Source organism: Rhodococcus wratislaviensis (assembly GCF_900455735.1).
Classification (GTDB): domain Bacteria; phylum Actinomycetota; class Actinomycetes; order Mycobacteriales; family Mycobacteriaceae; genus Rhodococcus_F; species Rhodococcus_F wratislaviensis.
This window is the reverse complement of record NZ_UAUI01000011.1, coordinates 645,631-672,569: the sequence shown is the minus strand read 5'-3', so window position 1 is coordinate 672,569 and position 26,939 is coordinate 645,631. Positions and strand designations below refer to the sequence as shown.

At 66.9% G+C, this 26,939-nt stretch carries 25 protein-coding genes; 16 read left to right on the top strand and 9 right to left on the bottom strand.

Annotated elements, in window-relative coordinates; all coding sequences use genetic code 11:
• Nucleotides 1-60: 60 nt before the first annotated feature.
• Both DTA22_RS16790 and DTA22_RS16785 read right to left on the bottom strand, forming a co-directional pair.
• On the bottom strand, nt 61-672 hold the full coding sequence (locus DTA22_RS16790; RefSeq protein ID WP_112300168.1) for a TetR/AcrR family transcriptional regulator: 612 nt from the start codon (nt 670-672) through the stop codon (nt 61-63).
• Between the two features lie 131 nt (nt 673-803).
• Nucleotides 804-1,754: a hypothetical protein gene (locus DTA22_RS16785; protein WP_112300167.1), complete on the bottom strand. Its 951-nt coding sequence runs from the start codon at nt 1,752-1,754 to the stop codon at nt 804-806.
• A gap of 140 nt (nt 1,755-1,894) precedes the next feature.
• Between DTA22_RS16785 and DTA22_RS16780 the strand changes: the two genes are divergently transcribed.
• The 7 genes from DTA22_RS16780 to DTA22_RS16750 all read left to right on the top strand — a co-directional run bounded on the left by DTA22_RS16780 (nt 1,895) and on the right by DTA22_RS16750 (nt 8,958).
• Nucleotides 1,895-3,046 (top strand): acyl-CoA dehydrogenase family protein, encoded by a 1,152-nt coding sequence (locus tag DTA22_RS16780; RefSeq protein WP_112300166.1) that lies wholly within the window; start codon nt 1,895-1,897, stop codon nt 3,044-3,046.
• 124 nt (nt 3,047-3,170) lie between these two features.
• On the top strand, nt 3,171-3,965 hold the full coding sequence (locus DTA22_RS16775) for an enoyl-CoA hydratase-related protein (protein WP_037226164.1): 795 nt from the start codon (nt 3,171-3,173) through the stop codon (nt 3,963-3,965).
• Between the two features lie 29 nt (nt 3,966-3,994).
• Nucleotides 3,995-4,729: an SDR family NAD(P)-dependent oxidoreductase gene (locus DTA22_RS16770; RefSeq protein ID WP_037226161.1), complete on the top strand. Its 735-nt coding sequence runs from the start codon at nt 3,995-3,997 to the stop codon at nt 4,727-4,729.
• A gap of 24 nt (nt 4,730-4,753) precedes the next feature.
• Nucleotides 4,754-6,433 carry a class I adenylate-forming enzyme family protein gene (locus tag DTA22_RS16765; protein WP_112300165.1) on the top strand — a complete coding sequence of 560 codons (1,680 nt, stop codon included), beginning with the start codon at nt 4,754-4,756 and terminating at the stop codon, nt 6,431-6,433.
• A gap of 11 nt (nt 6,434-6,444) precedes the next feature.
• Nucleotides 6,445-7,587, top strand: a complete 1,143-nt coding sequence (locus tag DTA22_RS16760; RefSeq protein WP_112300164.1) for an acyl-CoA dehydrogenase family protein — start codon at nt 6,445-6,447, stop codon at nt 7,585-7,587.
• Between the two features lie 89 nt (nt 7,588-7,676).
• Nucleotides 7,677-8,339: a TetR/AcrR family transcriptional regulator gene (locus DTA22_RS16755; protein WP_112300163.1), complete on the top strand. Its 663-nt coding sequence runs from the start codon at nt 7,677-7,679 to the stop codon at nt 8,337-8,339.
• A gap of 19 nt (nt 8,340-8,358) precedes the next feature.
• On the top strand, nt 8,359-8,958 hold the full coding sequence (locus tag DTA22_RS16750) for a hypothetical protein (protein ID WP_112300162.1): 600 nt from the start codon (nt 8,359-8,361) through the stop codon (nt 8,956-8,958).
• On the opposite strand, the gene DTA22_RS16745 is transcribed toward DTA22_RS16750, so the two are convergent.
• A complete protein-coding gene (locus DTA22_RS16745) occupies nt 8,955-9,188 on the bottom strand; it encodes a hypothetical protein (protein ID WP_005250954.1) in 234 nt (77 codons plus the stop codon). The genes DTA22_RS16750 and DTA22_RS16745 overlap by 4 nt on opposite strands.
• A 256-nt stretch (nt 9,189-9,444) precedes the next feature.
• Here DTA22_RS16745 and DTA22_RS16740 point away from each other — a divergent pair, with 256 nt between their 5' ends.
• On the top strand, nt 9,445-10,986 hold the full coding sequence (locus DTA22_RS16740; protein WP_112300161.1) for a sensor histidine kinase: 1,542 nt from the start codon (nt 9,445-9,447) through the stop codon (nt 10,984-10,986).
• Nucleotides 10,987-11,063: 77 nt separating this feature from the next.
• Nucleotides 11,064-11,498, top strand: a complete 435-nt coding sequence (locus DTA22_RS16735) for a LytR/AlgR family response regulator transcription factor (RefSeq protein ID WP_037226145.1) — start codon at nt 11,064-11,066, stop codon at nt 11,496-11,498.
• Here the strand turns inward: DTA22_RS16735 and DTA22_RS37060 are convergent.
• On the bottom strand, nt 11,476-13,107 hold the full coding sequence (locus tag DTA22_RS37060) for a protein kinase domain-containing protein (protein WP_081792179.1): 1,632 nt from the start codon (nt 13,105-13,107) through the stop codon (nt 11,476-11,478). The two genes, DTA22_RS16735 and DTA22_RS37060, sit on opposite strands and share 23 nt — an antisense overlap.
• Before the next feature lie 52 nt (nt 13,108-13,159).
• Between DTA22_RS37060 and DTA22_RS36765 the strand changes: the two genes are divergently transcribed.
• Nucleotides 13,160-13,726 (top strand): hypothetical protein, encoded by a 567-nt coding sequence (locus DTA22_RS36765; RefSeq protein ID WP_245973415.1) that lies wholly within the window; start codon nt 13,160-13,162, stop codon nt 13,724-13,726.
• 360 nt (nt 13,727-14,086) lie between these two features.
• Here DTA22_RS36765 and DTA22_RS16720 read toward each other — a convergent pair whose 3' ends face one another.
• Nucleotides 14,087-14,653, bottom strand: coding sequence for a peptide deformylase (locus tag DTA22_RS16720; RefSeq protein WP_037226140.1), 567 nt, complete (start codon nt 14,651-14,653; stop codon nt 14,087-14,089).
• A 46-nt stretch (nt 14,654-14,699) separates the two neighbouring features.
• Here DTA22_RS16720 and DTA22_RS16715 point away from each other — a divergent pair, with 46 nt between their 5' ends.
• Nucleotides 14,700-15,242 carry a PadR family transcriptional regulator gene (locus tag DTA22_RS16715; protein WP_037226138.1) on the top strand — a complete coding sequence of 181 codons (543 nt, stop codon included), beginning with the start codon at nt 14,700-14,702 and terminating at the stop codon, nt 15,240-15,242.
• A 29-nt stretch (nt 15,243-15,271) separates the two neighbouring features.
• Here the strand turns inward: DTA22_RS16715 and DTA22_RS16710 are convergent, their stop codons facing one another.
• Nucleotides 15,272-15,577 carry a WhiB family transcriptional regulator gene (locus tag DTA22_RS16710; RefSeq protein ID WP_037226136.1) on the bottom strand — a complete coding sequence of 102 codons (306 nt, stop codon included), beginning with the start codon at nt 15,575-15,577 and terminating at the stop codon, nt 15,272-15,274.
• 244 nt (nt 15,578-15,821) lie between these two features.
• Nucleotides 15,822-16,679, bottom strand: coding sequence for an SGNH/GDSL hydrolase family protein (locus tag DTA22_RS16705; protein ID WP_037226135.1), 858 nt, complete (start codon nt 16,677-16,679; stop codon nt 15,822-15,824).
• Between the two features lie 223 nt (nt 16,680-16,902).
• Between DTA22_RS16705 and DTA22_RS16700 the strand changes: the two genes are divergently transcribed.
• Nucleotides 16,903-18,261: an LLM class flavin-dependent oxidoreductase gene (locus tag DTA22_RS16700; RefSeq protein WP_112300159.1), complete on the top strand. Its 1,359-nt coding sequence runs from the start codon at nt 16,903-16,905 to the stop codon at nt 18,259-18,261.
• Nucleotides 18,262-18,368: 107 nt separating this feature from the next.
• On the top strand, nt 18,369-19,199 hold the full coding sequence (locus DTA22_RS16695; protein ID WP_235214665.1) for an SDR family oxidoreductase: 831 nt from the start codon (nt 18,369-18,371) through the stop codon (nt 19,197-19,199).
• Between the two features lie 2 nt (nt 19,200-19,201).
• Here the strand turns inward: DTA22_RS16695 and DTA22_RS16690 are convergent, their stop codons facing one another.
• Both DTA22_RS16690 and DTA22_RS16685 read right to left on the bottom strand, forming a co-directional pair.
• Nucleotides 19,202-19,957, bottom strand: a complete 756-nt coding sequence (locus tag DTA22_RS16690; RefSeq protein ID WP_112300388.1) for an IclR family transcriptional regulator — start codon at nt 19,955-19,957, stop codon at nt 19,202-19,204.
• Nucleotides 19,954-21,408: an APC family permease gene (locus DTA22_RS16685; protein WP_174233820.1), complete on the bottom strand. Its 1,455-nt coding sequence runs from the start codon at nt 21,406-21,408 to the stop codon at nt 19,954-19,956. The genes DTA22_RS16690 and DTA22_RS16685 overlap by 4 nt, the downstream gene beginning before the upstream one ends.
• 422 nt (nt 21,409-21,830) lie before the next feature.
• Here DTA22_RS16685 and DTA22_RS16680 point away from each other — a divergent pair, with 422 nt between their 5' ends.
• From DTA22_RS16680 to DTA22_RS16670, 3 genes are all read left to right on the top strand, one after another.
• On the top strand, nt 21,831-23,336 hold the full coding sequence (locus DTA22_RS16680; protein ID WP_112300387.1) for an aldehyde dehydrogenase family protein: 1,506 nt from the start codon (nt 21,831-21,833) through the stop codon (nt 23,334-23,336).
• A gap of 169 nt (nt 23,337-23,505) precedes the next feature.
• Nucleotides 23,506-24,996, top strand: coding sequence for an APC family permease (locus tag DTA22_RS16675; protein ID WP_037226128.1), 1,491 nt, complete (start codon nt 23,506-23,508; stop codon nt 24,994-24,996).
• On the top strand, nt 24,993-26,939 hold the full coding sequence (locus DTA22_RS16670; RefSeq protein ID WP_112300157.1) for a primary-amine oxidase: 1,947 nt from the start codon (nt 24,993-24,995) through the stop codon (nt 26,937-26,939). The genes DTA22_RS16675 and DTA22_RS16670 overlap by 4 nt, the downstream gene beginning before the upstream one ends.

The window sequence follows — 26,939 nt, the reverse complement described above, 5'->3', positions numbered from 1 at the left end:
GAGCCTCGATGGTGAGTGCGATGACGCCGGTCGCGAGGAAGGCGTGCGACGGCACGGTGGTCAGGTGCGGCGCAGCCCGTCGAACGTCAGCTCGACGACGGCGTCCGCCAGGTCGGCGACCGTCCCGCCGGTGCGCGGGCGGTACCACTCGATCAGCGAGTTGACCGTGCCGAACACGAGCCGGCTGGTGAGCGCGGGATCGATGCCGGGCCGCAGGTCTCCCTCTTCCGCCGCCGCGACGACGAGGTCGCTGACGAACGCGTCGAACTCGCGGCGGCGGGCGAGCGCGCGACGCTCCACCGCGGTGTTGCCCCGAACGCGCAGCAGGAGCGTCACGTAGGGAAGCTCGGCGGCGAGTACCTCGACACTGCGGCGGACGAGGTAATCGAGACGGTCGATGTACCGGCCACTCGTCGCCTTCTCCTCGGTGGTGACCGCGAAGAGGGCGTTGAGCGCACGCGACAGTGCCAGTTCGAGCAGCTCCGACTTCCCGGACACGTGGTGATAGATCGACGACTTCGTGATTCCCAGGCGCTGGGCCAGCACCTCCATGCTGGTGCCGTCGTAGCCCTTGTCGTTGAACACCTTCACGGCGACAGCGAGCAGTGAGTCGAGGTCGTAGCCGGGACGTCCGGGCGATCCGGTCTTCCGTGCGGGGCGTGCCGTAGTCATGCGCGCAATCCTTCCAGGTGCAGAACTCCACCGCATCGGTGCGCCGACATACACGGAGCCGACCGAAGGTTCGGTTGAGGCGAGAATACCGCGACGGACGCGTCGGCGGTGAACCACGTATGACGTCCGAATCAGGCGCCGGTGGCCTGGGTCCGGCCCTCCTTGCGGGCCTTCGCCAACCCCCGCCGGGCCAGAAAACCGTTGGCGAGGAGCAGGAGGGTCTTGTTCGGCGGCGCCGCGAACCCGGTCTGGGTATGGGGTGCGTACAGCGCCTCGGTGCCCGTGACCTCGATCCAGCCGGAGTTCTGACGCGACTCGAGTCCGACGAGCTGGGCGCGATAGGCGTGGGCGAGCAGCCCTGCGCGGCGGCCGCCCTGCGGCACTCCTGCGGGCACCGTCAGGCGCACGCCCTCGCTGCTCGCAGAACTCACGTCGACCGGTACGACGGCCGGATATCCGTCCGCCTGACGGTAGGCGAGCAGCCGGTGCGACAGCTTCGCCGCGCGCTCCCCGGTCTTGGCCGCATCCACGCGGGGGCCGATGCCCTTCTTCGGCGGGGTCTGGGGTTCCGCGTCCACCGCGGGTAACGGTGCGCCGAACACCTCGGGCGGGCCGGTCAGGTGCAGGTCGGGCCAGGCGATGACACGTGTCACCGTGACCGTCACCGGTACCCGGTCGGAGTAGTACGCGCTGAGCCACCGGTCCCAGAACACGCCTCGGCGTGGCTCGCCCGCGTAGGGGACCGAGCGTCGGCCGATCTCGTCGAGCAGTTCCGGGTCGGGGGTGGGATCGAACGTCGCGTCTCCCTGCACGAGCACATAGCGCTGATTGGTGGAGTCGCCGATCCCGTGCTCGCGGGCGTGGTAGGCGAGCGCCACCCGGGGTTCATCCTTGATGCGATCGAGCTTGCGGCCGAACCCCAGCGAGGTGGTGAAGCCGACTGTCCCCCGCTCGCGGTCGCGCAGCCCGAGGGGCGCCACCGCCGTCACCACGGCCCCACCTGCGGGCGTGATGTACGCGAACCCGCAGGTCAGATCGCCGCCGATGACGTCATCTACCTCGTCCGACCAGGTGACCGGCATGAGTCGAGCCTACTCAGCCGATGCGGAACCGGGCCAGTGCCCGGGGTTGACGACACCTTGGTGTGAATATAGCTTCACTTCAAGTGAGTAATCACTCACAAATTGTGATCGTGCATTCATCACGGCATCGAGGAGCATCCATGGACCTGACACTGACCGAGGAGCAGAAGGAGTTCCGGCAGCTGGCCCGCGACTTCTTGAACAAGGAGGTCGTCCCGCACCGCGCCGCGTGGGACCGCGCCGAATCGGTGGACACCGCGATCGTCGAGAAACTGGCCGACATCGGCTTCTTCGGCATGACGATTCCGGAGGAGTACGGCGGGCTCGGCGGCGACTACGTCACGTACTGCCTCGGCATGGAGGAACTCGGCCGGGCGGACTCCGCGGTCCGGGGCATCGTGTCGGTGTCGATGGGGCTCGTGGGCAAGGTGATCCTGTCGCACGGCACCGAGGACCAGAAGCACGAATGGCTTCCCCGCATCGCGTCCGGCGAGGCGCTCGCCTGTTTCGGGCTCACCGAGCCCGACAACGGTTCCGACCCCGGCAACCTGAAGACCAAGGCGGTACGCAGCGGCGACGACTACGTCATCAACGGTTCCAAGATCTTCATCACCAACGGCACGTGGGCGAAGTTGTGCCTGGTGTTCGCGCGCACCGGAGGTCCGGGGCCCAAGGGGGTTTCGGCCTTTCTCGTTCCGACGGACACTCCGGGATTCGAATCGCGCGAGATCCACGGGAAGCTCGGATTGCGCGGGCAGGCGACGGCCGAATTGTCCTTCACGGACGTGCGCGTACCGGCGGGTTGCCTGCTCGGATCCGAGGGGCAGGGTTTCTCCATCGCGATGCACTCACTGGACAAGGGGCGCGTCTCGGTGGGTGCGGGTTGCGTCGGAATCATCCAGGGCTGCCTCGAGGCCGCCGTCGACTACTCCCGCGAGCGCACGCAGTTCGACCGTCCGCTCGCCTCGTTCCAACTCGTGCAGGACCTGATCGCCGACATGTCGGTCGACGCCGACGCCGGGAGGTTGCTCACCTGGCGGGCGGCCGACCTGATCGAGCGCGGTGAACCCTTCGGGACGGCCGCGTCGAAGGCGAAGTACTTCTGCAGTGAGGCCGCGGTTCGCGCCGCCAACAATGCAATACAGATCTTCGGTGGCTACGGGTACGTCGACGAATATCCCGTCGCGAAGTACATGCGCGACGCGCGTGTGATGACGCTGTACGAGGGCACGAGCCAGATTCAGAAGCTGCTGATCGGCCGGGCGGAGACCGGGGTCAGCGCCTTCCTCTAGCGCCACCGGGCGCCGAGTGACCCTTGACACAACCTCCAATGTGAATATACGTTCATTCCCATAGAATCACTGTTCATAATTCTTGAACACACCCTCATTGCAGACTCCAGAGAGAGGAATTACCGTGACCGATTACGAAGACATCACCTACGAGGTCGACGGCCCGGCTGCGGTCGTGACGATCAACCGTCCCGCGCGCTACAACGCCTTTCGTGGCAAGACCGTCGAGGAGCTGATCAAGGCCTTCCGCTCGGCGTGGGCCGACGACGCGGTGCAGGCGATCATCCTCACCGGTGCGGGGGAAAAGGCGTTCTGCACCGGCGGCGACGTCAAGCAGCGCGCCGAGACGGGCGACTACGGCCCGACCGAGAGTGGAATGTTCGAGATCGGCAACCTGCACAAGCTGATCCGCGACGTCCCCAAGCCTGTCATTGCCGCCGTGAACGGCATCGCGGTCGGCGGCGGCCACGTCCTCCACGTTCTCTGCGACCTCACCATCGCGTCCGAGACCGCGAAGTTCGGCCAGGCGGGTCCGCGTGTCGGTTCCTTCGACGCGGGCTTCGGGTCCGCGTTCCTGGCCCGAGTGGTCGGCGAGAAGCGCGCCCGGGAGATCTGGTACCTCTGCCGCCAGTACGACGCGGTCACCGCCGAACGCTGGGGACTGGTCAACTGGGTGGTCCCCGCCGACCGTCTGCTCGACGAGGCCAAGGCCGTTGCCGCCGAGATCGCCGAGAAGAGCCCCACCACATTGCGATTCCTGAAGCAGTCGTTCAACGCCGACACCGATCACCAGGCCGGACTGAGCAACCTCGCGATGTCGGCGCTGGACCTGTTCACGCACTCGCCCGAGGGACTCGAGGGGGCGGCGGCGTTCGCGGAGAAGCGCAAGCCCGATTTCAGCAAGTACGTGAACGCCTGAGTCCGACAGCACGGAAAGTGGGAAAAACCATGAGCAACACCATCGCAGTGGTCACCGGCGCAGGCTCCGGCATCGGCCGCGCCATCGCCCTCGCCCTCGCCGAGCAGGGCGACACGGTGGTCGTCGCCGACCTCGACCTGCAGGCCGCGGAGAAGACGGCAGCCGAACGGCCCGACCGGCTCTTCCCGATGACCGTCGACGTCGCCGACCGGGCGCAGGTCGACGCCCTGCGTGACCGGGTAACCGCCGAGGTCGGCGTCGCGAACGTGCTCGTCAACGCGGCGGGATGGGACCGCACCGACCAGTTCCTCAACGCCACTACAGAATTCGCCGAGAAGGTCGTCGCCATCAACTACCTCGGGCCCGTGCACATGTGCAGTGCGTTCCTCCCCGGCATGGTGGAGGCGGGGAACGGCGGGCGCGTCGTCAACCTCGCGAGCGATGCCGGCCGTGTCGGCAGTGCGGGGGAGAGCATCTACGCCGGTGCGAAGGGCGGCGTGATCGCGCTGTCGAAGTCGCTCGCCCGGGAGATGGCCCGGTACCGGATCAACGTCAACTGCGTGTGCCCCGGCCCGACCGACACTCCGCTGTTCCAGGCGCAGGCCGAGAAGCTCAAAGAGGCTCTGGTGAAGGCTATTCCGTTCCGGCGGCTCGCGCGCCCGGAGGAAGTGGCGGCGCCGGTCCTGTTCTTCGCGTCCGAATCCGCATCGTTCATCACGGGCCAGGTGATCAGCGTCAGCGGTGGCCTCACCATGGCCGGCTGACCGGCACCGGACGGAGGACTCATCATGATGTACACACACGATGCCCACGCCTATCGTCAGTACTTCGAGCACGATTTCACCTATCTGAACGGCTTCCGGCGCAACACCCACCGGTATGCCGATCGACTCGCGATGCAGTCCCCGTCGACCGGCGAGAGCTGGACGTACGCCGAACTCGGCGATCGCGTCGACCGGCTCGCCACCGGGCTTGCCCGCGCCGGAGTCGCACCGGGCGATGTCGTCGCCTACCAGTTGTTCAACGGTCCCGAGTTCGCCCAGCTGTACCTCGCCGGGCAGGCCTGCGGTGCGGTCGGCTCGCCGATGAACTTCCGGCTCGCGTCCGGGGAGACGGCGGTCATCCTCGACGCGAACCGCCCCACGGTGTTCGTCTACGACACCGAGATCAGTGACATGGTGCGGGACGCGTTGGCACGTTCCACGTACAAGCCCGCCCTCGTCGTCGCCGTCGGGCCGGGAGAACCGCTGCCGAGCAATGGCTTCGAGGTAATCCGGTTCGACGAACTCGTGGCCGAGTCGGCGTCGCCGCCGGAGGTGACGCGCACGGTGTGGGACGAGACCACCCGGCTGTTCACGTCCGGAACCACCGGCATGCCCAAAGGTGTTCCGCTGAACAGCATGATCGAGATCTTCAGCGCCCACGACGTGATCATGCACTTCCCGCTGACCGCGGAAGACAAGACCCTGAACATGACGCCGTGGTTCCACCGCGGCGGACTGTACTGCGCCGGACCGAATCCCACGTTCTATCTCGGCGCCTCGCTGGTGGCGCAGCGCAGCTTCGACGCCGAGGTCACCCTCGACCACGTCGAGGAATTCGGGCTGACGTTCCTGATCGGTGCCCCGACCAACCTGGCGATGCTCGCTCGCGCACAGGAGGCGAAGCCCCGTGACCTGTCCACCCTCAACGGCATCGTGACGATGGGCGCGCCCCTCGAACGGCAGGCGGCACTGCATTACCAGAAGGTGCTGAATCCCCGCATCTTCAACGGGTACGGCAGCACCGAAGGATTCTGGAATACGTTCCTCCGGCCGACCGATCTGCCGGAGATGGCCGGGACCGCCGGGCGGGCCTGCATCGACGACGACGTCGCCGTGGTCAGGCTGTTCGACGACCGCCTCGCCGACGCGCACGAGACGGTCGCCAAGGACGGAACCGAGATCGGTGAGGTCATCGTCCGCTCACCGAAAGGCGCCAACGCCTATTTCGATGCCCCGGAGCAGGAGAAACGGAAGTTCCGGAACGGCTGGCTCCACATCGGCGACCTGGCCACCTGGGACGACAAGGAGTTCGTGACGATCGTCGGCCGCAAGGACGACATGCTCCTGTCCGGCGGCGAGAACGTGCACCCGGTGCAGATCGAGGAAGCACTGGGCGGGCACCCGTCGGTCACGGATTCGCTGGTGGTCGGGGTTCCCGACGACAAGTGGGGGCAGATCGTCGTCGCGTACGTCGTCACCACCGCACCGGTCCCGTCCGCGGACGATCTGGACGACTTCTGCCGCAGACACCCGATGCTGTCGCAGTTCAAGCGCCCCCGGGCCTACCGTTTCGTGGAGTCACTCCCCGTGTCGGCGACGGGAAAGAAGTTGCACTACAAGGCCACCGACACCGCGCGCCGGGAGTTCGAGAGCGGGGCGTTCGTCGTTCCGAGTGCCCGCGGATCCCGCACCATCAGCTCGTAAAGGACACCGTCATGACCATCGAATTCGAGTCCGAGCACCACCAGTTCCGAGACAGTGTCCGCAGCTTCGTGCGCGAGCGGATCGTCCCGCGGCACGAGCAGTGGGAGAGCGAAAGCTGCCTGGACCCGACACTGTTCACGGACGCGGGTAAGCAGGGGCTGCTCGGCTTCCCGGTTCCCGAAGCCTACGGCGGCCCCGGCGTCGAGGACTTCCGCTACAACGCGATCGTCGTCGACGAGGTCAATCGGGCGGGTGCCGCTGCCGCGGGCATCGCATTCTCTCTGCAGAACGACGTCGTGCTGCCGTACCTCACGGACATGACGACCGAGGAGCAGAAGGCACGCTGGCTTCCCGGAACCGTCACCGGTGAGACGATTCTCGGCATCGCGATGACGGAACCGGGCACCGGGAGCGACCTCACCGGCATCCGCACCACGGCAGTGCGCGACGGCGACCACTACGTGGTGAACGGCAGCAAGACGTTCATCTCCAACGGCCAGAACGGCACGCTCTTCGTCGTCGCCGTGCGTACGTCGGCAGACAAGCACAAGGGATTGTCCCTGCTCGTCGTCGAGTCCGACACACCGGGATTCTCCCGTGGCCGAAACCTGGAGAAGATCGGGCTGCACGCCCAGGACACGAGCGAGCTGACGTTCACCGACATGCGCGTGCCGGTGGCCAACCTCCTCGGCGAGGAGGGGCAGGGTTTCTATCAGCTCGTCCACAATCTGCCACAGGAGCGCCTCTCGTTGTCCGTCGGCGCGGTCTCGGCCGCCGAGGGAGTGCTCGAGCAGACGCTGGAGTACGTGAAGGAACGCAGCGCCTTCGGAAGTCCGATCGCCGGTTTCCAGAACACCCAGTTCGTTCTCGCGGAACTGGCCACGGAACTCGATCTGGCCCGGACCTATCTCGACGACTGCATCCGGCAGCACGTCCGCGGCGAGCTGACCCCGGCCCGTGCGGCCCGGCTCAAGTGGTGGACCACCGAACTGCAGGTTCGCGTCGCCGACCGGTGCCTGCAGTTGCACGGCGGGTACGGATACATGCGTGAATACGCGGTGGCGCGCGCGTTCGTGGACGCTCGGATCCAGACGATCTACGGCGGTACCACCGAGATCATGAAGACCATCGTCGCGAAGGATCTCGGTATCTGACGCGGGCCGGACTGCAGTTCCGGCCCCGCGCGGGATACTGTGAATACTCATTCACCGCAGGTTCTGCCAGCAAGGAGAGGTCATCTGTCATGGCGAAGGACACGTCCGCCCTTCCACTCGAGGAAGCCGTCCGCGCCGTCCGCGTCAGCTCGAGGCGACGTCAGGTGCTCGACGCCGCCGTCACTGTGATGCAGCGGACCGGCTTCCACCAGATGTCCATGCAGGCGCTGGCCGACGAGGCCGAGGTGAGTGTCGGGCTGATCTACAAGTACTTCGGCGGCAAGGAAGACATCCTCCTCGCCACGATCGTCGACATCCTCGACGCATTCCGCGATCAGCTCGAGCCCGCGATGGACGCAGCGGGAAACGACCCCGTCGAGCGGCTCGTGGCCGGGTTCCGGCGCTATGTCGAGATCGTCGACGAGAATCTGGATGCCGTCGTGCTGACGTACCGGGAGAGTCGGACACTCGACCAGGACGGGCGTGAGCGGATCAAGGAACTCGAGGTCGCGACGTCCAAGCCGCTCCACGACGCCCTCGACGCCGCGATCGCCGCGGGCATCGCGAGCGATCTCGACGTCGACCTGACGACCTTCGACATGATGATGCTCGCGCACGGGTGGGCGCTCAAGCACTGGCATTTCGCGACCCGCTACACGGTGGACCAATACATCACGGCGCAAACACGATTCATCCTCCGTACCGTGCTGTCGGACCGGAGCACCGCCGCGTACGGGCACCTGACGGAGTGACCGCGCATACGCTGGCCGGATGACCAGATGGCGGTTCGAGGGGGAGATCACGGGCCTGGGCACCGGCGCGGGCGTGCGCATCGTCGTCGGACATTGGTCGCGATCGCCGCTCGGTGAGTTCACCGATGTCATGGTCGAACTCGCCGACGGTCACCGGGTACTGCTCGCCCCGTCGGCCGCGGTCTGCGACTTCGTGACCGCGACGTACGTCTTCGACGAGACCGTGATCACGCCTGTCCGATGCTCGCGGTCCGGTGGCAGCCGGACCGTCGAGGCCGGCGACCTCGACGTGAGTTTCGAGGTCGGCGCCCGCACCGCACTCGGACGCCTGCTGCACCTGATCCCGCGGGGTGTCGCGAGTGCGCCGTGGTTCTGTGTGGTCAGCGACCCGATCGCCCGTGTCGCCCTCCACGGTGTGCGCACCCGTGGCACCGCGGGCAACGGACGTCGCGAGTACTACGGCGCCGTCGATCAGCGGCGGCTGGTGGGAATGTCCGGCTCCTGGCGGGGCCGGGATCTCGGCCCGTTGCGGCCCGTGGATCCGCCCGTCCGATTCGGGTTCGGCTCGACCCCGCGCGCACCGGCCGCCACATCGATCGTCACCACGATCGACGACTAGTCGAAGAGGGTGGGGGCCTCTCCCGGCTGTTCGCGGTCGGCCGGTTCGACCTCGCCTGCGGGGCTCGTCGCCTTGTGCACCACGGACAGGGCCGTTGTCCGGACCGAGAGTCGATGGCCGTCGGGATGCTGCAGCGACGCCATGCCCTTGCTGAGCTCGACCACCAGCCAGGGACCGGCGTGACCGGACGCCTGCACCAGATCACCTACCTGTATCTGTACGGCTACCACCGCTTCCTCCCAAGGTCTACTGCATCGGCCTGTGCCCAGCGTAGCGACATCGGCGGGTGTCAGCCGGGTGACGGGAGCTCGATCGGATGAGACCGGACCGGCACCTCGATATGATGCTCACGAGGTCTGTCCGAGAACTCCACGACTGATCCGAGCATGCACGATGACGCGACAGTGGTCACGGCGGTCAATCGGAGCGCTGTCCCGGCGCGGCGCAGCGTCCCCGTGGGGTGCTTTCGATGCGGACGCGCACCGGATGCCTGCGCGTCTGATATCGCTCCTGGTGCGTCCGACCACCCCGCCGTTGTGGTTGGGGATCGTGGTCGCTGCCACCGTGATTGCGGTGGAAACCGTTGTGGTGCACCAGCTGAACAAGGTCGCGCCGCAGAACGCATTCGGCGCCGTGTTCCTGCTCGGGGTTCTGGTGGTCTCGGCTCGGTGGGGATTCGCGCTGTCGGTGATGACGACTTTGGTGAGCGCCATCGTCTATGTCTACTTTCACCTCCAGGTGGAGGGGACCCTGCTTCCGGCCAAACCCGGCGACTGGGTGGCCGTCGTGGTCTTCCTGCCCGTCGCGCTGGTCGCAAATCTCATGGCAGGGCAGGCCAGATTGCGCACCGCGGAGGCGGTTCTGCGCCGCCGGGAGGCGGAGGCGAGCCGGGACGAGCTCGCGATCCTCGCCGAACACCAAGCCGCACTGCGCCGGGTGGCAACTTTGGCGGCGCGTGGGGTGAGCCCGTCGGAGGTGTTCACGGCGGTGGCCGAAGAACTGGCGCTCTGGCTGCATGTGGTCAATGCCGCGTTGCTTCGCTACGAAGGGGACGGCACCGGGACGTTGGTCGCCGTCCGATATGAGCCCGGGGTCACTCTGCTGCCCGTCACCGGTGACCGGATTTCGACGGCAGGCGACGACGTCGGAGCGATCGTATTACGCACCGGCCGAGGAGCCAGGATCGACAACCACGCACACGTCGGTGGGACAGTCGCCACGCGCATTCGCGCCGAGGGCTTCGGATCGATCGTGGGAGTCCCGATCGTCGTGGACAAACGGGTGTGGGGCGCGGCGATCGTCGGATCGCGGCAGACCGAGCCGCTGCCCGCGGACACCGAAACCCGTCTCGGTGACTTCGCCGACCTGGTCGCGACCGCGATCGCCAACGCGGCGACCCGCGCCGAATTGATCGCCTCGCGGGCCAGGATCGTCGCAGCCGGCGACGAGGCGCGCCGTCGCCTGGAACGTGACCTGCACGACGGGGCCCAGCAGCGGCTGGTGTCGCTGGGACTGGAGGTGCGGATGGCGGAGGCGTCGGTGCCGGCCGAGTGGGTGGACGTGAAGGAGCAGCTGTCGGCGATCGCCTCGGGGCTCACGGGGGTGTCGGAGGATCTGCGGGAACTCTCGCACGGGATCCATCCGGCAATCCTGTCGAAGGGCGGGCTGGGATCGGCCGTGCGGACGCTGGCTCGCCGTTCGGCAGTCCCCGTGTCCCTCGATGTGGCGCTGGATGGCCGGTTCACCGAATCGGTCGAGGTGGCCACCTACTATGTGGTCGCCGAGGCGCTCACCAATGTCGCCAAACACGCCCACGCCTCGGAGGTGGATGTGTCCCTGGGCGCGGCGGACGGCACTGTGCACCTGATGATCGGGGACGACGGTGTCGGCGGTGCCTCGTCCGGTGCGGGCTCCGGGCTCATCGGATTGCAGGACCGTGTCGAGGCACTCGGCGGCCACATGCAGATCACGAGTCCGCCCGGTCACGGGACCACGCTGGACATCACCATCCCGGTCGACGGCGGGTGACCGACGGGGAACGCGCCGCCCGTGACGCGGTATCTTCCTGCTAGCGGGAATGCGTACCGGGGAGTATGGGGTCAACCATGGAAGCCATGGTGTTGCAATTCGGTCGTCTACGGTGCCTGATCGTCGATGACAACCCAGGTTATTCGGATACTGCTCGGCGTTTGCTCGAGCAGCAGGGCATCACGGTCGTCGGCATGGTGTCCACTAGTGCCGACGCGGTCCTGGCGGCGGGGGATTTGCAACCCGATGTCATCCTGGTCGACGTCGAACTCGGTGAAGAGAGTGGATTCGACCTCGCGGAGCGACTCGACGACGAGGCTTTCCCGTCGGCGGTGATCCTGATTTCCACGCACGCCGAGCAGGACCTGGCCGAGGTGATCTCGGGGAGCCCCGCGGTGGGTTTCGTGTCGAAGTCCGAGCTGTCGTCCGACGCAATCCGGGATCTGCTCCGCGCCGGTGACGGAACCGAGGGGAAACCCGTGGCTCCGGTCAGTGGGCCTCGAGGAAGGTGACGACCGCGAGAACTCGCCGGTGATCGTCTCCGGTCTCCGGGAGGTTCAGCTTGGTGAGGATGCTGCGTACGTGTTTCTCGACGGTGCCCTCGGTGACCCACAGTCGGCGGGCGATGCCGGAGTTGGAACGTCCCTCCGCCATGAGGGCCAGTACCTCCCGCTCCCGCGCGCTGAGCGCGGCGAGCGGGTCGTTGCGCCGCCGGACGGAGACCAACTCCTGAACCAGCGCGGGGTCGACGACGGAGGCCCCCGCGGCGATGCGCTGGAGGGTATCGATGAAGTCCTCCACGTCGGTGATGCGGCTCTTGAGCAGATAGCCGATGCCCCGGCCGCTGGCCAGTAGCTCCATCGCGTGTTCGACGTCGGCGTGCGCCGACAGGACCAGGATGCCGACGGCGGGGAATTCCTCGCGGATCGCCCGGGCCGCGTCGAGGCCTTCGGTGGTGTGGGTCGGGGGCATCCGGATATCGACCATCACCAGGTCGGGGGCTCGCGCGCGGACCAGTTCGAGGAGTGTGGTTGCGTCGCCGGCCTGTTCCAGGACGTCGAAGCCGGAGCGGGTGAGCAGGCTCGCCACACCCTCGCGGAGCAGGACGTCGTCCTCGGCCAGGATCACGCGCAGCCGTGTCGTCACCGGGCTGCTGTCGGAGTTCGCCCGTGCCCGCGCCGACTGCGGGTGTTCGCGGGCGTGGTCGTCGCCGTTGTCGGTGGGCACGGCCATGTCGTCGACGGTCAGGCCGTGGCGGCGCTGAATCCGCCGCAATTCCTCCCCGAACTCGGCGGCGGTCGCGGGCCGATCCTCGACGTTGCCCGCCATCGCATGGTTGATGGCGGAGCGGACGTCGGCGGGAACGTCGGACAACGTCGTATCGGGCGGCGTCGCGTCGGTGGTCTGGGGAACCTGGGTGGCCGTCTGGTCGGTGCGGGGGCGTTCGGTGCCCGTGTGCCCGTTGAGCGCGCACAGGAGCGTGGCGCCGAGGCTGTAGAGATCCGAGGCCGGTGTGGGCGTCTCGCCCTGGAGTACCTCGGGCGCGGTGAACGCGGGGGAACCGGAGATGAGGCCGGTGGCGGTCTCGAAGCCACCCGCGATTCGTGCGATACCGAAGTCGGTCAGCTGAGGCTCCCCGTATTCGGTGAGCAGGATGTTCGCGGGTTTGATGTCCCGGTGGAGGGTGGCCCGCCGGTGCGCCGTCTCGAGCGCCCCGGCAATCTTGACCCCGATGTGCAGCGAATCCTGCCAGCTCAGGGGGCCCGCCTCGCGGATCAGCGCGTTGAGGGAGTCCCGCGGGTGGTACTGCATCACGATGTAGGGCACCCCCGATTCGGTGGTGCCGCTCTGGAAGATGCTGACGATATTGGGATGCCCGGACAGTTTGCCCATGGCGTGCTGTTCGCGGAGGAATCGGTCGAGATTGTCCGAGTCGAGTGCGGCGGCAGTGAGCACCTTGACGGCCACAGTGCGCTCGAGTGAGCGCTGCCGGCAGCGATAGACCGCCCCGAAACCGCCACGTCCGACTTCCTGAGCGTCATCGAACCCGGCCGCGGCCAGCTCGACCGCAATCGCCCCGAGCGGATCAGACCGCGTCGCCGGAGGATGGAATTCGGCCATCGTCGACCCCGAGCTTCCCCGTCCGTGAGAAAAAAGCCCGATCACCGTCGAGGTGATCGACTTCGACAATACGTCATCGGCGCCCGGCTCGACACGCCGTGACGCCGGCATGCACACATCGAACAATCATGGAATTGCAGCTACCTGGAAGAGAGAGATTGCGGCTGGTTGCATCCGCAAGCTCCTGCTGGCAGTGGCGACGCCGGGCCCCGATTCCGCGACGATTTACATCAATGGTCGTTCGATCATCAACCCATCACCTGCTCCGCGCAAATCGGCGCAGCACAGAAAGAAAATGAAGGTGAGAACAATGAACAAGTTCGCAATCCGCGCGGCGGTCGCCGTGGCCGCAATCGCACCGCTTATCGCCCTGAGTGCCGGAACTGCTTCCGCCGCAACGGTACCCGATGGAGTGACTACTCCTGCCGCCCGCGTCGTGCCGGATGCGGGTCCCGTGACGGACCTTCCGGATTCGGGTTTCCCCTGGGGCTGGCCGGGAACGACGGGGCCTTTCGGACCCGGACGGCAGGATGTCGGGCCTTTCCATGGGGAGTTCGGCGGCTTCGGAGGTTTCGGGCACTTCGGCCACTTCGGTGGCTTCGGTGGACATGGTTTCTAGCCGCGGACGTCGGTGCCCTCGTCAACGAGAACAGCGTGTTCGAGAACGAGTTCGGAAACACACCCAACTCGATTCCGGCACTGCGATGAGCGATGCGGTGCTCGGCACTGTATTCGGTTTGGCCGCATGGTCGTTCGAGGGCTTCGAGCGCCAGGAGTCCGCTCGCATCGTCCGCCGTGCCGGGCCTGACCCCGAGTACTTCGACCCGTCGCCGAACACCCCACACCCGAGGAGCGTCAGTCATGCCGTACATCACCACGTCCGATGGAACCGAGATCTACTACACCGAGCAGGGCGCGAAGGACGGCACGCTCGAGGTGTATCCGGGAGCTCCGCACGGGATCTATGACGCCATGCCTCTCACCAACCGAACGGATCACGATCCGCTCCGGGTACCCACGCATTGCCGGGGTCGGTCCACTGACGCCGTTTGATCATCTTGCGGGCGGCGCGGTGATTGCGTCCGACGAGACGGTCCAGATAGAGATGCCCGGCAAGGTGATCGGTTTCGTGCTGCAGGCACCGGGCCAGATAGCCGGTGCCTTCGACGGAGATCGGGTTGTTGGCGATGTCCACGCCGACCACTCGCGCCCATTCGGCTCGGCCCGTCGGGTAACGCTCGCCCGGAACGGAGAGGCACCCTTCGAGGTCGTCGGGGTCGGGCATGGTTTCGGGTAGCGGTGAAGTCTCGAGTGTCGGGTTGATGACGTGCCCTCGATGTCGCCGGGTGTCGTCGATCAGGTCGTACACGAAGATCGCCCTCGGGTCTCCGACTTGGTTGGCCGCCAGGCCGGCGCCGTGAGCTGCGGTGTTGGTTTCGTATAGGTCGTCGACGAAGGCGGCGAGTTCGCTGTCGAACGCGGTGACCGTCACCGCTGGTGTGGTCAGTCTGGTGTCTCCGGCAATGAGTATTGGTCGAATGGCCATGCGAAGGAGAGTACTCAAATGTGAGTACTCGGGTAGAACTGACGGCATGAATCCCACGCGGCTGTTCGTCCTCGGCGCTCTCTCCAAGCGGGGACCGATGCACGGTCACCAACTGCGTCGCGACGCGCGTGTGGATCGGGCCGAACTGTGGTCACAGGTGAAGCCCGGGTCGCTCTACGGTGCGTTGCATCGGCTCGAAGGCGAGGGCCTGATCCGGCCGTTGCGGACAGAGCAGGACGGTGCGCTGCCCGCCAGAACTGTGTACGAGATCACGGCGGAAGGAATCAGGGAACTTCGAGCGCTCCGCGATGAGGCGTTCACCGAGTTCGAACTCAAACCGGACCCCGTCGACCTCGCCCTGGCCGTCAGTGCAGATCTGGACCGAGACGTACTTCGCGGCTACGTCGAAGACCGTATCGCGGTCCTCGCGGCACGCGAGCTGCAGTTCGATCACCAGCTCGATCGCCGATGGCCCGACCAGAGCACCGCCGACGATCTCATCGTCGCCCACGCCAAGATGCGCATCCAGACCGAGATCGCGTGGCACAAGAAAGTCCTCGCCGATATCGACAAGCTGGAGGCACGGTGATCCGGTACCGAGTTGTTCGGCGGAACTGATCAGCGGCGCTCGCCGGAACGGAGTCGGCGGGCGTGCCGTCGGCGGTCGGCTTCGGTCATCCCGCCCCAGATTCCGTACGGTTCGTCCTCTGTCAGGGCGTGGTCGCGACACTGGGCGAGCACAGGGCAGTCCTGGCAGATCTGCTGGGCGTTCGCTTCGCGACGGGCGCGGGCATGACCGCGCTCGCCGTCGGGGGAGAAGAACACCGATGATGCGACCCCGCGGCATGAGGCCAGCTCGCGCCAGTCCTCGGCATCGGGTGCGGCCACGGGGGCCGGTGTTCGTGACGTTTCTGCCAACAGCACTGCGGTCCTTCCGTTCCCGGCTCGTGGACAGATCCACGTGTCGGGAAACAGATATCGATGTACTTCGTGTGAGCGTCGGTATCGGTTACTGGTGGTTTCCAGTAACAAACCGGACGGCCCGTTTCAAAGGTATACCGGACGACCTCACGCCTGCGCCACCGGGTCGGATATCCAGCCGGGGGTCGGCAAGTAGCTCAGTGCTGACCTGGGCTGGAGTGGCGCCAGTCGGTTTCCACGAAGCGGATCATGGACGGGTGGCAACGACGAGCGACGCCATCGCCCTCAGTCCTTCGTGGGTGGGGTGCAGGGGCATCGTGAACGATTGGGGGACGAGGCCTTCGAACCACCGTCGATCGGATCCGGCACACGCATCGTGCCCTACTGCGGCCGCGGCCACGTCGACGAAGTAGGCGCCGTTCGTGCGTGCCGCGTCGGCGAGAACGTTGTTCATTCTCACGAAGAATTGCACGACGAAGGCGGCGTCGGCGTCGCTCGTGGGGATGTACGGCCAGCAACCGCGGTCGCCGAAGATGCCCCCGTGCCCCACCACGAGCACCGTTGCGGCGGGGGACTTCCCGGTGATCGCAGCCAGGGTGGCGGACACCTTCGGGCCGAGCACGGTGAGAGCGTCGTTCATGCGCCGGGCAGTGGTGGCGTCGGAACGACAGTTCGCGTCGAGTCCCGGGACGAGCGTGTAGCAGGGTTCCACCAACGACGACCACGCGATGTCGTTTCCCCCGATGCTGACGGTGACGAGCGTCGTGTCCGGCTGGAGTGCGCCGATCTGCGGTGGCTGCGGCCCGGTGATGGTGAATTGTGGTGTATCCGTGATATTTTCGGTCTTCGCCCCGGCGCACGCCCGGCTGACGTAGGATGCCGCGCCCAGGGTGTCGGCGACGATCTGCGGGTACGCGTCGGAGGTGCGGAAGCACCCGTCTCGAATCGACAGCGGGTCGTGAGGCGACCCGGTGGCCCGCGAATCGCCCAACGCGACGTACCGGATGGCGGAATCGGGCGCGGCGTCGGCCATGGCGACATGCGACCACGGGAGCGCGAGCGCCACTACGCACCCGGCGAGGACCGCCGACAGAGCCGACCTCACGGGAACGCTTCGAGGACGACCGGATCGTGGGGGACCGGCGGGTTTTTCGTCATCACTCATCATATTGCGGTGCACCGGATATCGACCTGACTTCGACGGACTCGGCTCCATGCGAGTCTGCGAATGTCGCGGACTTCGCGTCACGCTGAGTCCAATCGGTGACATCCATCGCCGCGTTGTTGAAGGCTGAACTAAGACTTCCGACCGATCAAGGAGCCACACCATGTCTCGTGAACTGCACCTCGCCGGCTTCCTCATCGCCTCGCACGTCACCCACTCCCACGCCGCGTGGCGGCATCCGGCGTCGGAGACCGACTACCTCGGACCCGACTACTACCGGCGCGTGGCGCAGACACTCGAACGCGGAAAGTTCGACTTCCTGTTCTTCGCCGATCTCCTCGCCACACCCGTTCGGTACGGTAACGACATCCGTGTTCCGCTGAGCAGCGGAACGCAGGCGTCGGCGACCATCGACCCCTCGCTGGTGGCGGCGGGCCTGGCCAATGTGACCGAGAAGATCGGTCTGGCGATCACCAAGTCCACCACCTACTTCCACCCGTACGAGGTGGCGCGGATCTTCGCCACCCTCGACCACCTGTCCCGGGGCCGGGCGGGCTGGAACGTCGTCACCTCGCTCAATCAGGCGGAGGCCCAGAACTTCGGCATCGAGAACCACCTCGGTCACGACGAGCGGTACGACCGCGCCCAGGAATTCCTCGAGGTCGCATTCAAGCTCTGGGGCAGCTGGGATCGCGACGCCCTGGTGCAGGACAAGGCGTCGGGTGTGTTCGCCGATCCCGACAAGGTGCGCACCGTCGACCACGAGGGCGAGTGGTTCAAGACGCGCGGACCGTTGACGGTGCCGCACTCACCGCAGAGCCGTCCCGTGATCATCCAGGCCGGGTCCTCCTCGGTCGGTAAGGACTTCGCCGCCCGCTGGGCCGAGGCGATCTTCGAGATCGACCCGACCAGTGAGGGCCGTAAGGCCTACTACGACGACGTGAAGTCGCGTGCATCGAACTTCGGCCGAAACCCCGACGACATCAAAATCTTCCCGTCCTTCGTGCCGTTCGTGGGTGAGACCGAGTCGATCGCGCGGGAGAAGCAGGCGTTCCACAACGAACTCGCCGACCCCGTCTCCGGCCTGATCACGCTGTCGGTGCACACCGATCACGACTTCTCGCAGTACGACCTCGACGCACCGATCGAGGATGTCGTCGTGCCGGGCACCCAGGGACTGTTCGACGTCGCGCGCCGGCTCAGCGTCGAGGACGACCTCACGTTGCGCGACATCGGCAAGCTCTACGCCCAGGGTGTGCTGCTGCCGCAGTTCGTCGGGACGGCGTCGCAGATCGCCGATCAGATCGAGGAAGGATTCCTCGGCGGGGAGGCGGACGGGTACATCCTGTCCGCGGCCCAGGCACCGGGAACGTTCGACGACTTCGTCGACCTCGTCGTCCCCGAGCTGCAGCGGCGTGGACTCTTCCGCACCGACTACACCGGAAGCACCCTGCGTGACCACCTCGGTCTCGGCGGCGCGAGCCTCACTCCCGCACCGCGCGGAGTGGCCGTCGGCGCCTGACGTCGGCTGGTCGAGCGATACCTCCAGGAGGGAATTCGGGCTACCGACGTAACTCGGATACTGCTAGTCTCCGAAATAGGGGCATCTTCAGCGGTCGGAACTATCCCGTGATCGACCTCGACGACGCTGTCGTCGTCGTGACCGGAGGAGGACGGGGCATCGGGCGCGCCACCGCCGAACTGTTCGCGGCCAGGGGCGCGACCGTGTGCATCGGTGACCTCGATCGTGCGGTCGCCGACGAGGCCGCGGCCGCGATCGGCGCCCGCGCGTACACGGTGGACGTCGCGTCCGCGGAGTCGTGGCGGCGGTTCGTCGACGCGGTGCTGGCGGACTGCGACCGCATCGACGTGCTGGTCAACAACGCCGGCGTCATGCCGCTCGGTGGGTTCCTCGAGGAACCCGACTCGACCAGCCGGATGACGATGAACGTCAACGTGTGGGGTCCGCTGCACGGGATGCGAACGGTGTTGCCCGGCATGATCGAGCGCGGGCGTGGTCACATCGTCAACGTCGCATCCATGGCTGGCAAACTGCCCGTGCCCGGGATGGCCGTCTACAACGCCAGCAAGTTCGGAGCGGTGGGGCTCTCCGCCGCCGTCCGGGCCGAGTTCGCTCCCGCCGGAGTCAGCGTGAGCACCATTCTTCCCAGCGCGGTGCGCACCGGGCTGTCGTCCGGTGTGCCGCTGGACGGCGGGATGCCGACCGTCGACCCCGAGGACGTGGCGGACGCCATCGTCCGAACGCTCGACCATCGTCGCGCCGAAACCGCCGTGCCCCGCTACCTCGCCGGATGGGATCTGATCGACGCCGTGGTCCCCGAGCGTCTCCTCGATCTCGGCCGCCGTCTGATCGACGACCGGCGGGCGCTCACTGCCGTCGACCCCGCCGGGCGGGCCGACTACGACCGCCGGCTCGCCCGCCAGTCGCAGACGCCGTAGCGCTAGGCCATCAGCGGGGCCAGCCGTTCCGCGTGCTCGCGCAGTGACGGGACGTGGCGCAGCATGAGGTGTTCGTGATCGACATGTCCCGACAGTGCGAGACTGCCGACGAGGGCCCCCGTTCCGGACCGGACGGGGACGGCGACGCAAGCCGACGCGTCCCGGAGTTCCGCGAGTTGGGTGGCGAAGCCCTGGCTTCGGATCAGGTCCAGATTCGCGAGCAGTTCGCTCCTCGCGACGATCGTGCGGGCCGTCAGCGCCCGTGGCTCCCACCGGGGAAGCACGGATTCGAGTTCCGACTTCTCCGCGAGAAGGAGCTTGCCGACGGCGCACGCGTAGAGGTGCTGGTTGAGGAACGACTCGTCCTCCGGCGGCGGGTATTCGGGGTCGGCGTCGGCCGTGCGGACGGCGACGTTGGTGTAGAAGAACAGGTGGACCCCGAAGCGCACCGACAGTCGCAGTTCGGCGAGAACCTCACGCGCCGCCGCACATACTGTGGGCACGACGGCGGCGTCGACGAGGATCCCGATCTTCTGGCCCAGCGCGAACCCGGACAGGTCGGGGAGCCGCACCACATAGCCTTCGCCCACGAGGATGTTGAGCAGTCGGTACGTGGTCGCCGACGGCATCGACAGGCGGGTCGCGATGTCTTTCGCTGTGACACCCGAGCCGGCCCGGGCGACCTCCTCGAGCACCCGCAGCGCGCTGGTGACGGCCTTCGGCTGCCGCCCCGACAGGGCTCTGTCGTCGGCACTCACCGGCGGACCTCCCACGGTCGGTAACGGCCGAGCAGGTCTTCGGCCACGGCCTCGTCGTACACACCCATCCGTTCTCCGATTCCGGGGGATCTCCTGGCGCGGATCGCGAAGACCGCGGCGCCGACAATCATCAGGAGCACGTAGACCGCCGTCGCCGCGCCCGCGACATACGTGCGGGAGAACGCCGCCCACCCGACCAGTGCGACCATCGCCGTCGCCGTCAGCACTCCGATGATCAGGGGAAGCCGAGTCAGTTCGCCGATCCGCCGAAGGAACGCCGGCGTCGCGACGCACAGCAGGACGTACGCCAGGACGTAGCCGTGCGCGGACACGGCGAGGAGTCCGATCAGGACGTCGCGGCTCGAACCGCTGACGAACAGATAGACGACGGGCACCGCGACGACGACCGGCATCGCGGCCGTCAGCGCCACGTGCGGGGTGTGGAACCGGTGGTGCGTCCGGCCGAACACACTCGGAACCACCCCTTCGCGGCCCATCGCGAACAGGGTGCGCGACAACGCCGTCGTCGATCCGAGGACACACGCGAACCAGGAGGCGGTGATGCCGAGTTCCATGACGATCGACAACGCCGACGAACCGGCGCCCGACGTGTCGGGCAAGGTGAGGACGATCGGCAGCGAGTCGACTCCCTGCCGCACCGGCTCCGGCAACTGCAGGGCGGCCGCGAACACGTACAGAACCCCCAGGGCGATCGGGGTCCACCGGATCGCGCGCGGGACGGCGACGAACGGGTTGCGGGCTTCCCGCGCCACCGTGCCCGCGCTCTCGAATCCGACGAACGACGTGATCGCGAGCAATACGGCGAACCCGACCGCGGACCCCGATTTCGCGCCGCCCGCGGACGGGGTGGCGCCCTCGCGGACCGATTGCACGAATGCGACCACCAGCGCGGCGGAGGCCGCCACGATGGCGAAGACCTCGATGGCGAGCATGATCCGCGCCGACAATTGCACTCCCCGGACCATGAGCAGAAGAGCGAGCAGTCCGACGATCGCCGCGAGGACCGCGATGAGAGGCGTCCCCGCCGGAAGCCCGACTCGCCCGAGCAGCGCGGCGAGGTAACTCGCGGCACCGAGCGTGCTCGCCATGGCCGCGGCGGCGTAGCCGACGAGCAGCGACCAGCCCCCGCCGAAACCGGGTACCGGGCCGAGGCCCTTCACGATGTAGCTGTAGAGACCACTGACGGCCACCATCCGGGTGGCGAACTGCCCGATGCAGTAGCCGACCGCCGTCATCAGAATCGCCGCCGCGACGAATACCGCGATGGTCGCCCGGCCCGCATCGGGTATGACGAGAGCAGGCAGCGTGACCATCACGGCCGAAGGTGCGACCGCGGAAACGGACTGCCCCAGCACCTGGACGAAACTCAGACGCGCCCGCTCGAGACCGGCGACCGGTGATCTACTTCTGATTCTCGGTGTACCGGACACCACGCACCTGCTCTCCACACTTTCCGGCCGGCCCCGCGCGAGTGATCAACCCGGGGCTGCATGAGTTGCACGCTAGCGCAGGAGACGAGCGCGATGCGCCGATCGGAATTAATTTTCGATCACCTCGAATGAGAATGGCCGGAGAATTCGTTCCCAATTTCGGAGCCTTCGCCTGCGCGCACCGCGGATCAGCTGCACCGACCCGAAAAGCCGGAATGAGAATCGGCGCCGCCGCGGCCGGAGAAGTCGAATGAGAATGCCGCAGTCGCTGATTCCCATCCGGATTTAGTAGTGACCGGCGACACATCCGGGGTTTATCGTGGGTTCAGGCCGCAGCACGACGAGGCGAAAACTACCGCCAAAAGTGTTCTGCAGAAGCCGGATTCATTCACAGATTCATTCACTCCATCGAAGAGGACATGATGACTGCAGTCGTTCACACCCCAGCCGGACTCGACCCCCGGGTCGTCGACTTCGTTTCATCGCCGAAGCGCATGTTCGTCGACGGCCGATGGGTGGACTCGGCGTCGGGCAGGACGTTCGAGACGGTCGATCCCGCCACCGGACAGGTGATCACGACAGTGCCGCACGCCGGCATCGAAGACGTGGACAGGGCGGTAGCGGCGGCCCGGCGGGCCTTCGAGTCCGGGCCGTGGCGCTCGCTCACCCCCGCGGAACGTCAGCGGATCCTCTGGAAGATCGGCGAGGGGATTCTGGCCCGGGCCGACCAGTTCGCGCAGCTCGAGTCGATCGACAACGGCAAGTCCGTGGCCGTCGCGAAGGCTGTCGACGTGACGTGGGCGGCGGAGATCTTCTTCTACTACGCCGGCTGGGCCACCAAGATCGAAGGCCGCACCATTCCCGTGTCGGTGCCGTGGGCGCCCGGAGCCCGCTTCCACGCCTTCACCACCCGTGAACCGGTCGGTGTGTGCGCCCAGATCATCCCGTGGAACTTCCCGCTGGTGATGGCCGCGTTCAAGGTGGCGCCCGCGCTGACCTGCTCGAACACCATGATCCTCAAGCCTGCGGAGCAGACCCCGCTCACCGCGCTGCTCCTCGCCGAGGTGGTTGCCGAGGCCGGCGTCCCCGACGGCGTGTTCAACGTGCTCACCGGCTTCGGTGACATCGGCGCGGCGCTGTCGAGCCACGACGACGTCGACAAGGTCGCGTTCACCGGTTCGACCGAGGTCGGAAAGAAGATCGTCAATGCCGCGTCGGGGAACCTGAAGAAGGTGTCCCTCGAACTCGGTGGCAAGAGCCCGCAGGTGATCTTCTCCGACGCCGACCTCGAGGCGGCGATCCCGGGCGTGGCAGGCGGGTTCCTGTTCAACCACGGCCAGGCCTGCACCGCCGGAACGCGCCTGCTCGTCGAAGACCGGATCTTCAACGAATTCACATCCGGTGTAGCCGATTTCGCGAAGGCGCAGAAGATCGGTCCCGGACTCGACCCCACCAACGACATCGGCCCGCTGATCTCCCAGGAGCAGTTGGGCAAGGTCACCGGATACATCGACGCCGGACTCGCCGACGGTGCCCGCGCCCTCTCCGGGGGGCAGCGGCACGGCGACACCGGCTTCTACGTCGAGCCCACCCTGCTGGTCGACGTGAACCGGAACTTCAGCGTGTACCAGGAGGAGATCTTCGGGCCCGTCGCGGTGGCGGTGCCGTTCAACCGGGAGGAAGGCGTCCGCGCGGCCGCCAACGACACCCCGTACGGCCTCGCCGCCAGCGTATGGACACGGGACGTGTCCCGCGCCCACGAGGTGGCCGCCGAGATCAAGGCGGGCACGGTGTGGGTGAATTGCCACAATGCGTTCGACACGGCGCTTCCGTTCGGCGGCTACAAGCAGTCCGGGTGGGGACGGGAACTCGGTGAAGGCGCCATCGCCGAATACACCCAGAGCAAGTCCGTCAACATCGCACTCTAGATTCCTCGACCGGACCCGAATGAGAATCGTCCTGCGTGCGTTCTCATTTGCTGTCGACGGACTGTGACGCTGCGGCAACTGCGCCGACAACCCGCAGTCGCATGCTCGTTCCAGAGCTCACCGCGGAGCCTCCACGCAGACCCTCTCCTCGTGAAAGTCGAAGGAAGCCATGACAACCAACGCCCCCACGCACTCGAGTGCGGTCAGCGACGTCGGCCCTCGCAGACTGGCAGGCACCCTCGGTCCGGGTGCCATCGTGTTCATGGTCGTCGCAGCGGCGGCCCCGTTGACCGTGATCGCCGGAACCGTGCCCCTGGGCATCGCAGCGGGCAACGGCGCCGCCTATCCCGCGTCGTACATCGTCTGCACGGTGGTGCTGCTGTTCTTCGCCGTCGGATTCACGGCGATGGCCAAGCACCTCCCCGGCGCCGGCGCGTTCTACACCTACATCACGCAGGGCCTGGGCCGGCATGCCGGTCTCGGCTCCGCATTCCTCGCGCTGTTGTCCTACACCGCGGTCCAGGGCGCGGTGTACGGATACATCGGAGCCGCAGTCAACGATTTCGTCACCGCTCACGGTGGCCCCGAACTTCCCTGGTACGTGTGGGCCCTGGCCGTGACGGCCGTGGTCGCGATCCTCGGATACCGGCACATCGACCTGTCCGGCAAGGTGCTCGGCGTACTGCTCGTCTGCGAGGTCGGGATCGTCCTCGTCATCGACGCCGCCGTCATCGTCCGGGGCGGCGGCGACGAGGGATTCTCGACGGCGGCGTTCCACCCCGCCGAGTTCTTCTCCGGAGCACCCGGCATCGCACTGATCTTCGCCATCGCCGGGTACATCGGATTCGAGGCCACCGCCGTCTTCCGTGACGAGGCCCGCGACCCGGGCCGCACCATCCCCCGGGCCACCTACCTGGCGTTGCTGGTCATCGGCGGTTTCTACGCACTGTCGAGCTGGGCGATGGTCAGTGCGTGGGGCGACGAGGGCGCCGTGGCCATCGCGACCGAGAATCCGGAAGGGATGATCACCGAGACCGCCACCCGCTACGTGGGCGCGATCGCCGGCGACCTCGTCCAGATCTTTCTGATCACGAGCCTGTTCGCGGCCCTGCTGTCCTTCCACAACGTGCTGTCCCGGTACATCTTCTCCCTCGGGAACAGCGCTGCCCTGCCCGCGGGATGCGGCCGCTCGCACGCCAAGCACGCGTCGCCGTACATCGCGTCGGTCGTGCAGACGGCGTCCGCTCTCGTCCTGATCGTCGCGTCCGCCGTTGCCGGACTCGACCCGGTGACCGAGGTGTTCGCCTGGTTCGCCGGCGTGTCCTCGGTCGGCATCGTCGCACTGATGACTCTGACCTCCGTGGCCGTCCTCGTCTACTTCGGCAGGACGCGAGTGGACCGGCGGGTGTGGAACACCGTCATCGCACCCCTGCTCGGCCTCGTCGGCCTGGCCGGGCTCCTGATCATGACCGTCGCCAACCTTCCCCTTCTCGTCGGCGGGTCGAGCACTCTCGCCGCCGTCATCGGGGTCCTGCTCGTCGGAACCTTCGCCGGCGGAGCAGCCGTCGCCGTTCTCCGACCCCACGCCGCACGCCACGACACCGCCCTACCGCAGCACGACACGAACGACACCATCATCGACAAGGAGATCGCACGATGAGTACCGCCACCACCGAGACCCCGGCCACCGTCGGTTCCGCCGCCCCGGATCATCCGCTCACTCCATTGTCTGCGGACGAGATCCGTTCGGCGAAGACACTCCTCACCGACGAGGGGCTGATCGGCGAGAACGTGCGCTTCGTCTTCGTTGCGCTCGCCGAGCCGCACAAGTCGACGGTCCTTGCGTTCACCGCGGGCGATCCGATCGAGCGACGCGCCCGGATCCTGCTGCTCGACCGATCCACCGGCATCGGCACCGACCTCGTCGTGTCGGTGACGGAGAACCGTGTGATCAGCGCGACCACCGTCGATTCCGCCACCGACGGCCACGTGCCGATCCTCGACGAGGAGTTCGAGGACATCGAGGCGTTCCTGCTCGGCAGCTCCGACTGGCTCGCAGCGATGGCCGAGCGCGGCATCGAACCGTCGAAGGTCCGGGCGGTTCCCCTGTCGGCGGGCGTGTTCGGTCACGAGGACGAGGTCGGGCACCGCATCGTCCGCGTCCTCGCCTTCCACCAGGAGGACAAGGCGGATCTGCCGTGGGCGCACCCCATCGACGGGGTCGTCGCCTACGTCGATCTCACCGAGCGTCGCGTCGTCAAGGTGGTCGACGAGATCGAGCTTCCCGTCCCCGCCGAGCGCGGCGAATGGAACGCCGAACCGCACGCCACACCCACCCGCACGGACCTCAAGCCGATCGAGATCACTCAGCCCGAGGGTGCCAGCTTCTCCGTCGACGGCAACGAGATCACTTGGGCCGACTGGAAGTTCCGCTTCGGTTTCGATGTGCGCGAAGGTCTGACGCTGCACCAGCTCTCGTTCGACGACGGGGGAGTCGAACGTCCCGTGATCTATCGTGCCTCGATCGCCGAGATGGTGGTTCCCTACGCCGATCCGTCCCCGGTTCGCTACTGGCAGAACTACTTCGACCAGGGTGAGTACCTGTTCGGCCGGTACACCAACTCGCTCGAACTCGGATGCGACTGCCTCGGTGAGATCCAGTACTTCGACGTCACGATCGCCGACGAGTCCGGTGACCCGCGCGTCATGAAGAACGCGATCTGCCTCCACGAGGAGGATTACGGCGTCCTGTGGAAGCACACGGACATGTTCAACGGAATGACCGAGACCCGCCGCTCGCGCCGCCTCGTCATCTCGTTCTTCCTCACCATCGGCAACTACGACTACGGCTTCTACTGGTACCTCTACCTCGACGGCACCATCGAACTCGAGGCGAAGGCCACCGGAATCGTCTTCACGTCCGCCTACCGCGGTGCCGAGGGATTCTCCACCCAGATGGCACCCGGGCTCGGCGCCCCGTTCCACCAGCACCTCTTCTCCGCCAGGCTCGACATGGCCGTCGACGGCAACGTGAACACCGTCGAGGAAGTGGATGCCGTTCCCGTCCCGATGGGTCCGGAGAACCCGTGGGGCAATGCCTTCCGCTGCCAGAAGACCAAGTTGACCACCGAATCAGAGGGGCAACGCACCGCCGACAACCTCAAGGCCCGGGTCTGGCACATCACCAATCCCACCAAGCAGAACCGGCTGGGGCAGGACGTCGGGTACGCGCTGCACCCCGAAGGTCAGCCGGTGCTCCTGGCGGACCCGTCCAGTTCGATCGCCTCCCGCGCCGCGTTCGCGACCAAGCACCTGTGGGTCACGCAATACGACGAGTCCGAGCGTTATCCCGCAGGCGACTTCGTCAACCAGCATCCGGGCCAGGCTGGTCTGCCGACGTTCGTGGCGGGCAACCGGGACATCGAGGGCGAAGACCTGGTGCTGTGGCACACGTTCGGGCTGACGCACTTCCCCCGGCCCGAGGACTGGCCGGTCATGCCGGTCGACTATGCCGGGTTCAAGCTCAAGCCGGTCGGATTCTTCGACCGCAACCCCGCGCTCGACGTGCCGGCGAGCACCGCGAAGCACTGCTGCGAAGGCTAG

Coding starts and splice junctions, on each gene's coding strand:
- DTA22_RS16790 (WP_112300168.1), bottom strand. CDS start 672: ATGACTACGGCACGCCCCGCACGGAAGACCGGATCGCCCGGACGTCCC.
- DTA22_RS16785 (WP_112300167.1), bottom strand. CDS start 1,754: ATGCCGGTCACCTGGTCGGACGAGGTAGATGACGTCATCGGCGGCGAT.
- DTA22_RS16780 (WP_112300166.1), top strand. CDS start 1,895: ATGGACCTGACACTGACCGAGGAGCAGAAGGAGTTCCGGCAGCTGGCC.
- DTA22_RS16770 (WP_037226161.1), top strand. CDS start 3,995: ATGAGCAACACCATCGCAGTGGTCACCGGCGCAGGCTCCGGCATCGGC.
- DTA22_RS16765 (WP_112300165.1), top strand. CDS start 4,754: ATGATGTACACACACGATGCCCACGCCTATCGTCAGTACTTCGAGCAC.
- DTA22_RS16760 (WP_112300164.1), top strand. CDS start 6,445: ATGACCATCGAATTCGAGTCCGAGCACCACCAGTTCCGAGACAGTGTC.
- DTA22_RS16755 (WP_112300163.1), top strand. CDS start 7,677: ATGGCGAAGGACACGTCCGCCCTTCCACTCGAGGAAGCCGTCCGCGCC.
- DTA22_RS16750 (WP_112300162.1), top strand. CDS start 8,359: ATGACCAGATGGCGGTTCGAGGGGGAGATCACGGGCCTGGGCACCGGC.
- DTA22_RS16740 (WP_112300161.1), top strand. CDS start 9,445: ATGCCTGCGCGTCTGATATCGCTCCTGGTGCGTCCGACCACCCCGCCG.
- DTA22_RS16735 (WP_037226145.1), top strand. CDS start 11,064: ATGGAAGCCATGGTGTTGCAATTCGGTCGTCTACGGTGCCTGATCGTC.
- DTA22_RS37060 (WP_081792179.1), bottom strand. CDS start 13,107: ATGGCCGAATTCCATCCTCCGGCGACGCGGTCTGATCCGCTCGGGGCG.
- DTA22_RS16720 (WP_037226140.1), bottom strand. CDS start 14,653: ATGGCCATTCGACCAATACTCATTGCCGGAGACACCAGACTGACCACA.
- DTA22_RS16715 (WP_037226138.1), top strand. CDS start 14,700: ATGAATCCCACGCGGCTGTTCGTCCTCGGCGCTCTCTCCAAGCGGGGA.
- DTA22_RS16700 (WP_112300159.1), top strand. CDS start 16,903: ATGTCTCGTGAACTGCACCTCGCCGGCTTCCTCATCGCCTCGCACGTC.
- DTA22_RS16680 (WP_112300387.1), top strand. CDS start 21,831: ATGACTGCAGTCGTTCACACCCCAGCCGGACTCGACCCCCGGGTCGTC.
- DTA22_RS16675 (WP_037226128.1), top strand. CDS start 23,506: ATGACAACCAACGCCCCCACGCACTCGAGTGCGGTCAGCGACGTCGGC.
- DTA22_RS16670 (WP_112300157.1), top strand. CDS start 24,993: ATGAGTACCGCCACCACCGAGACCCCGGCCACCGTCGGTTCCGCCGCC.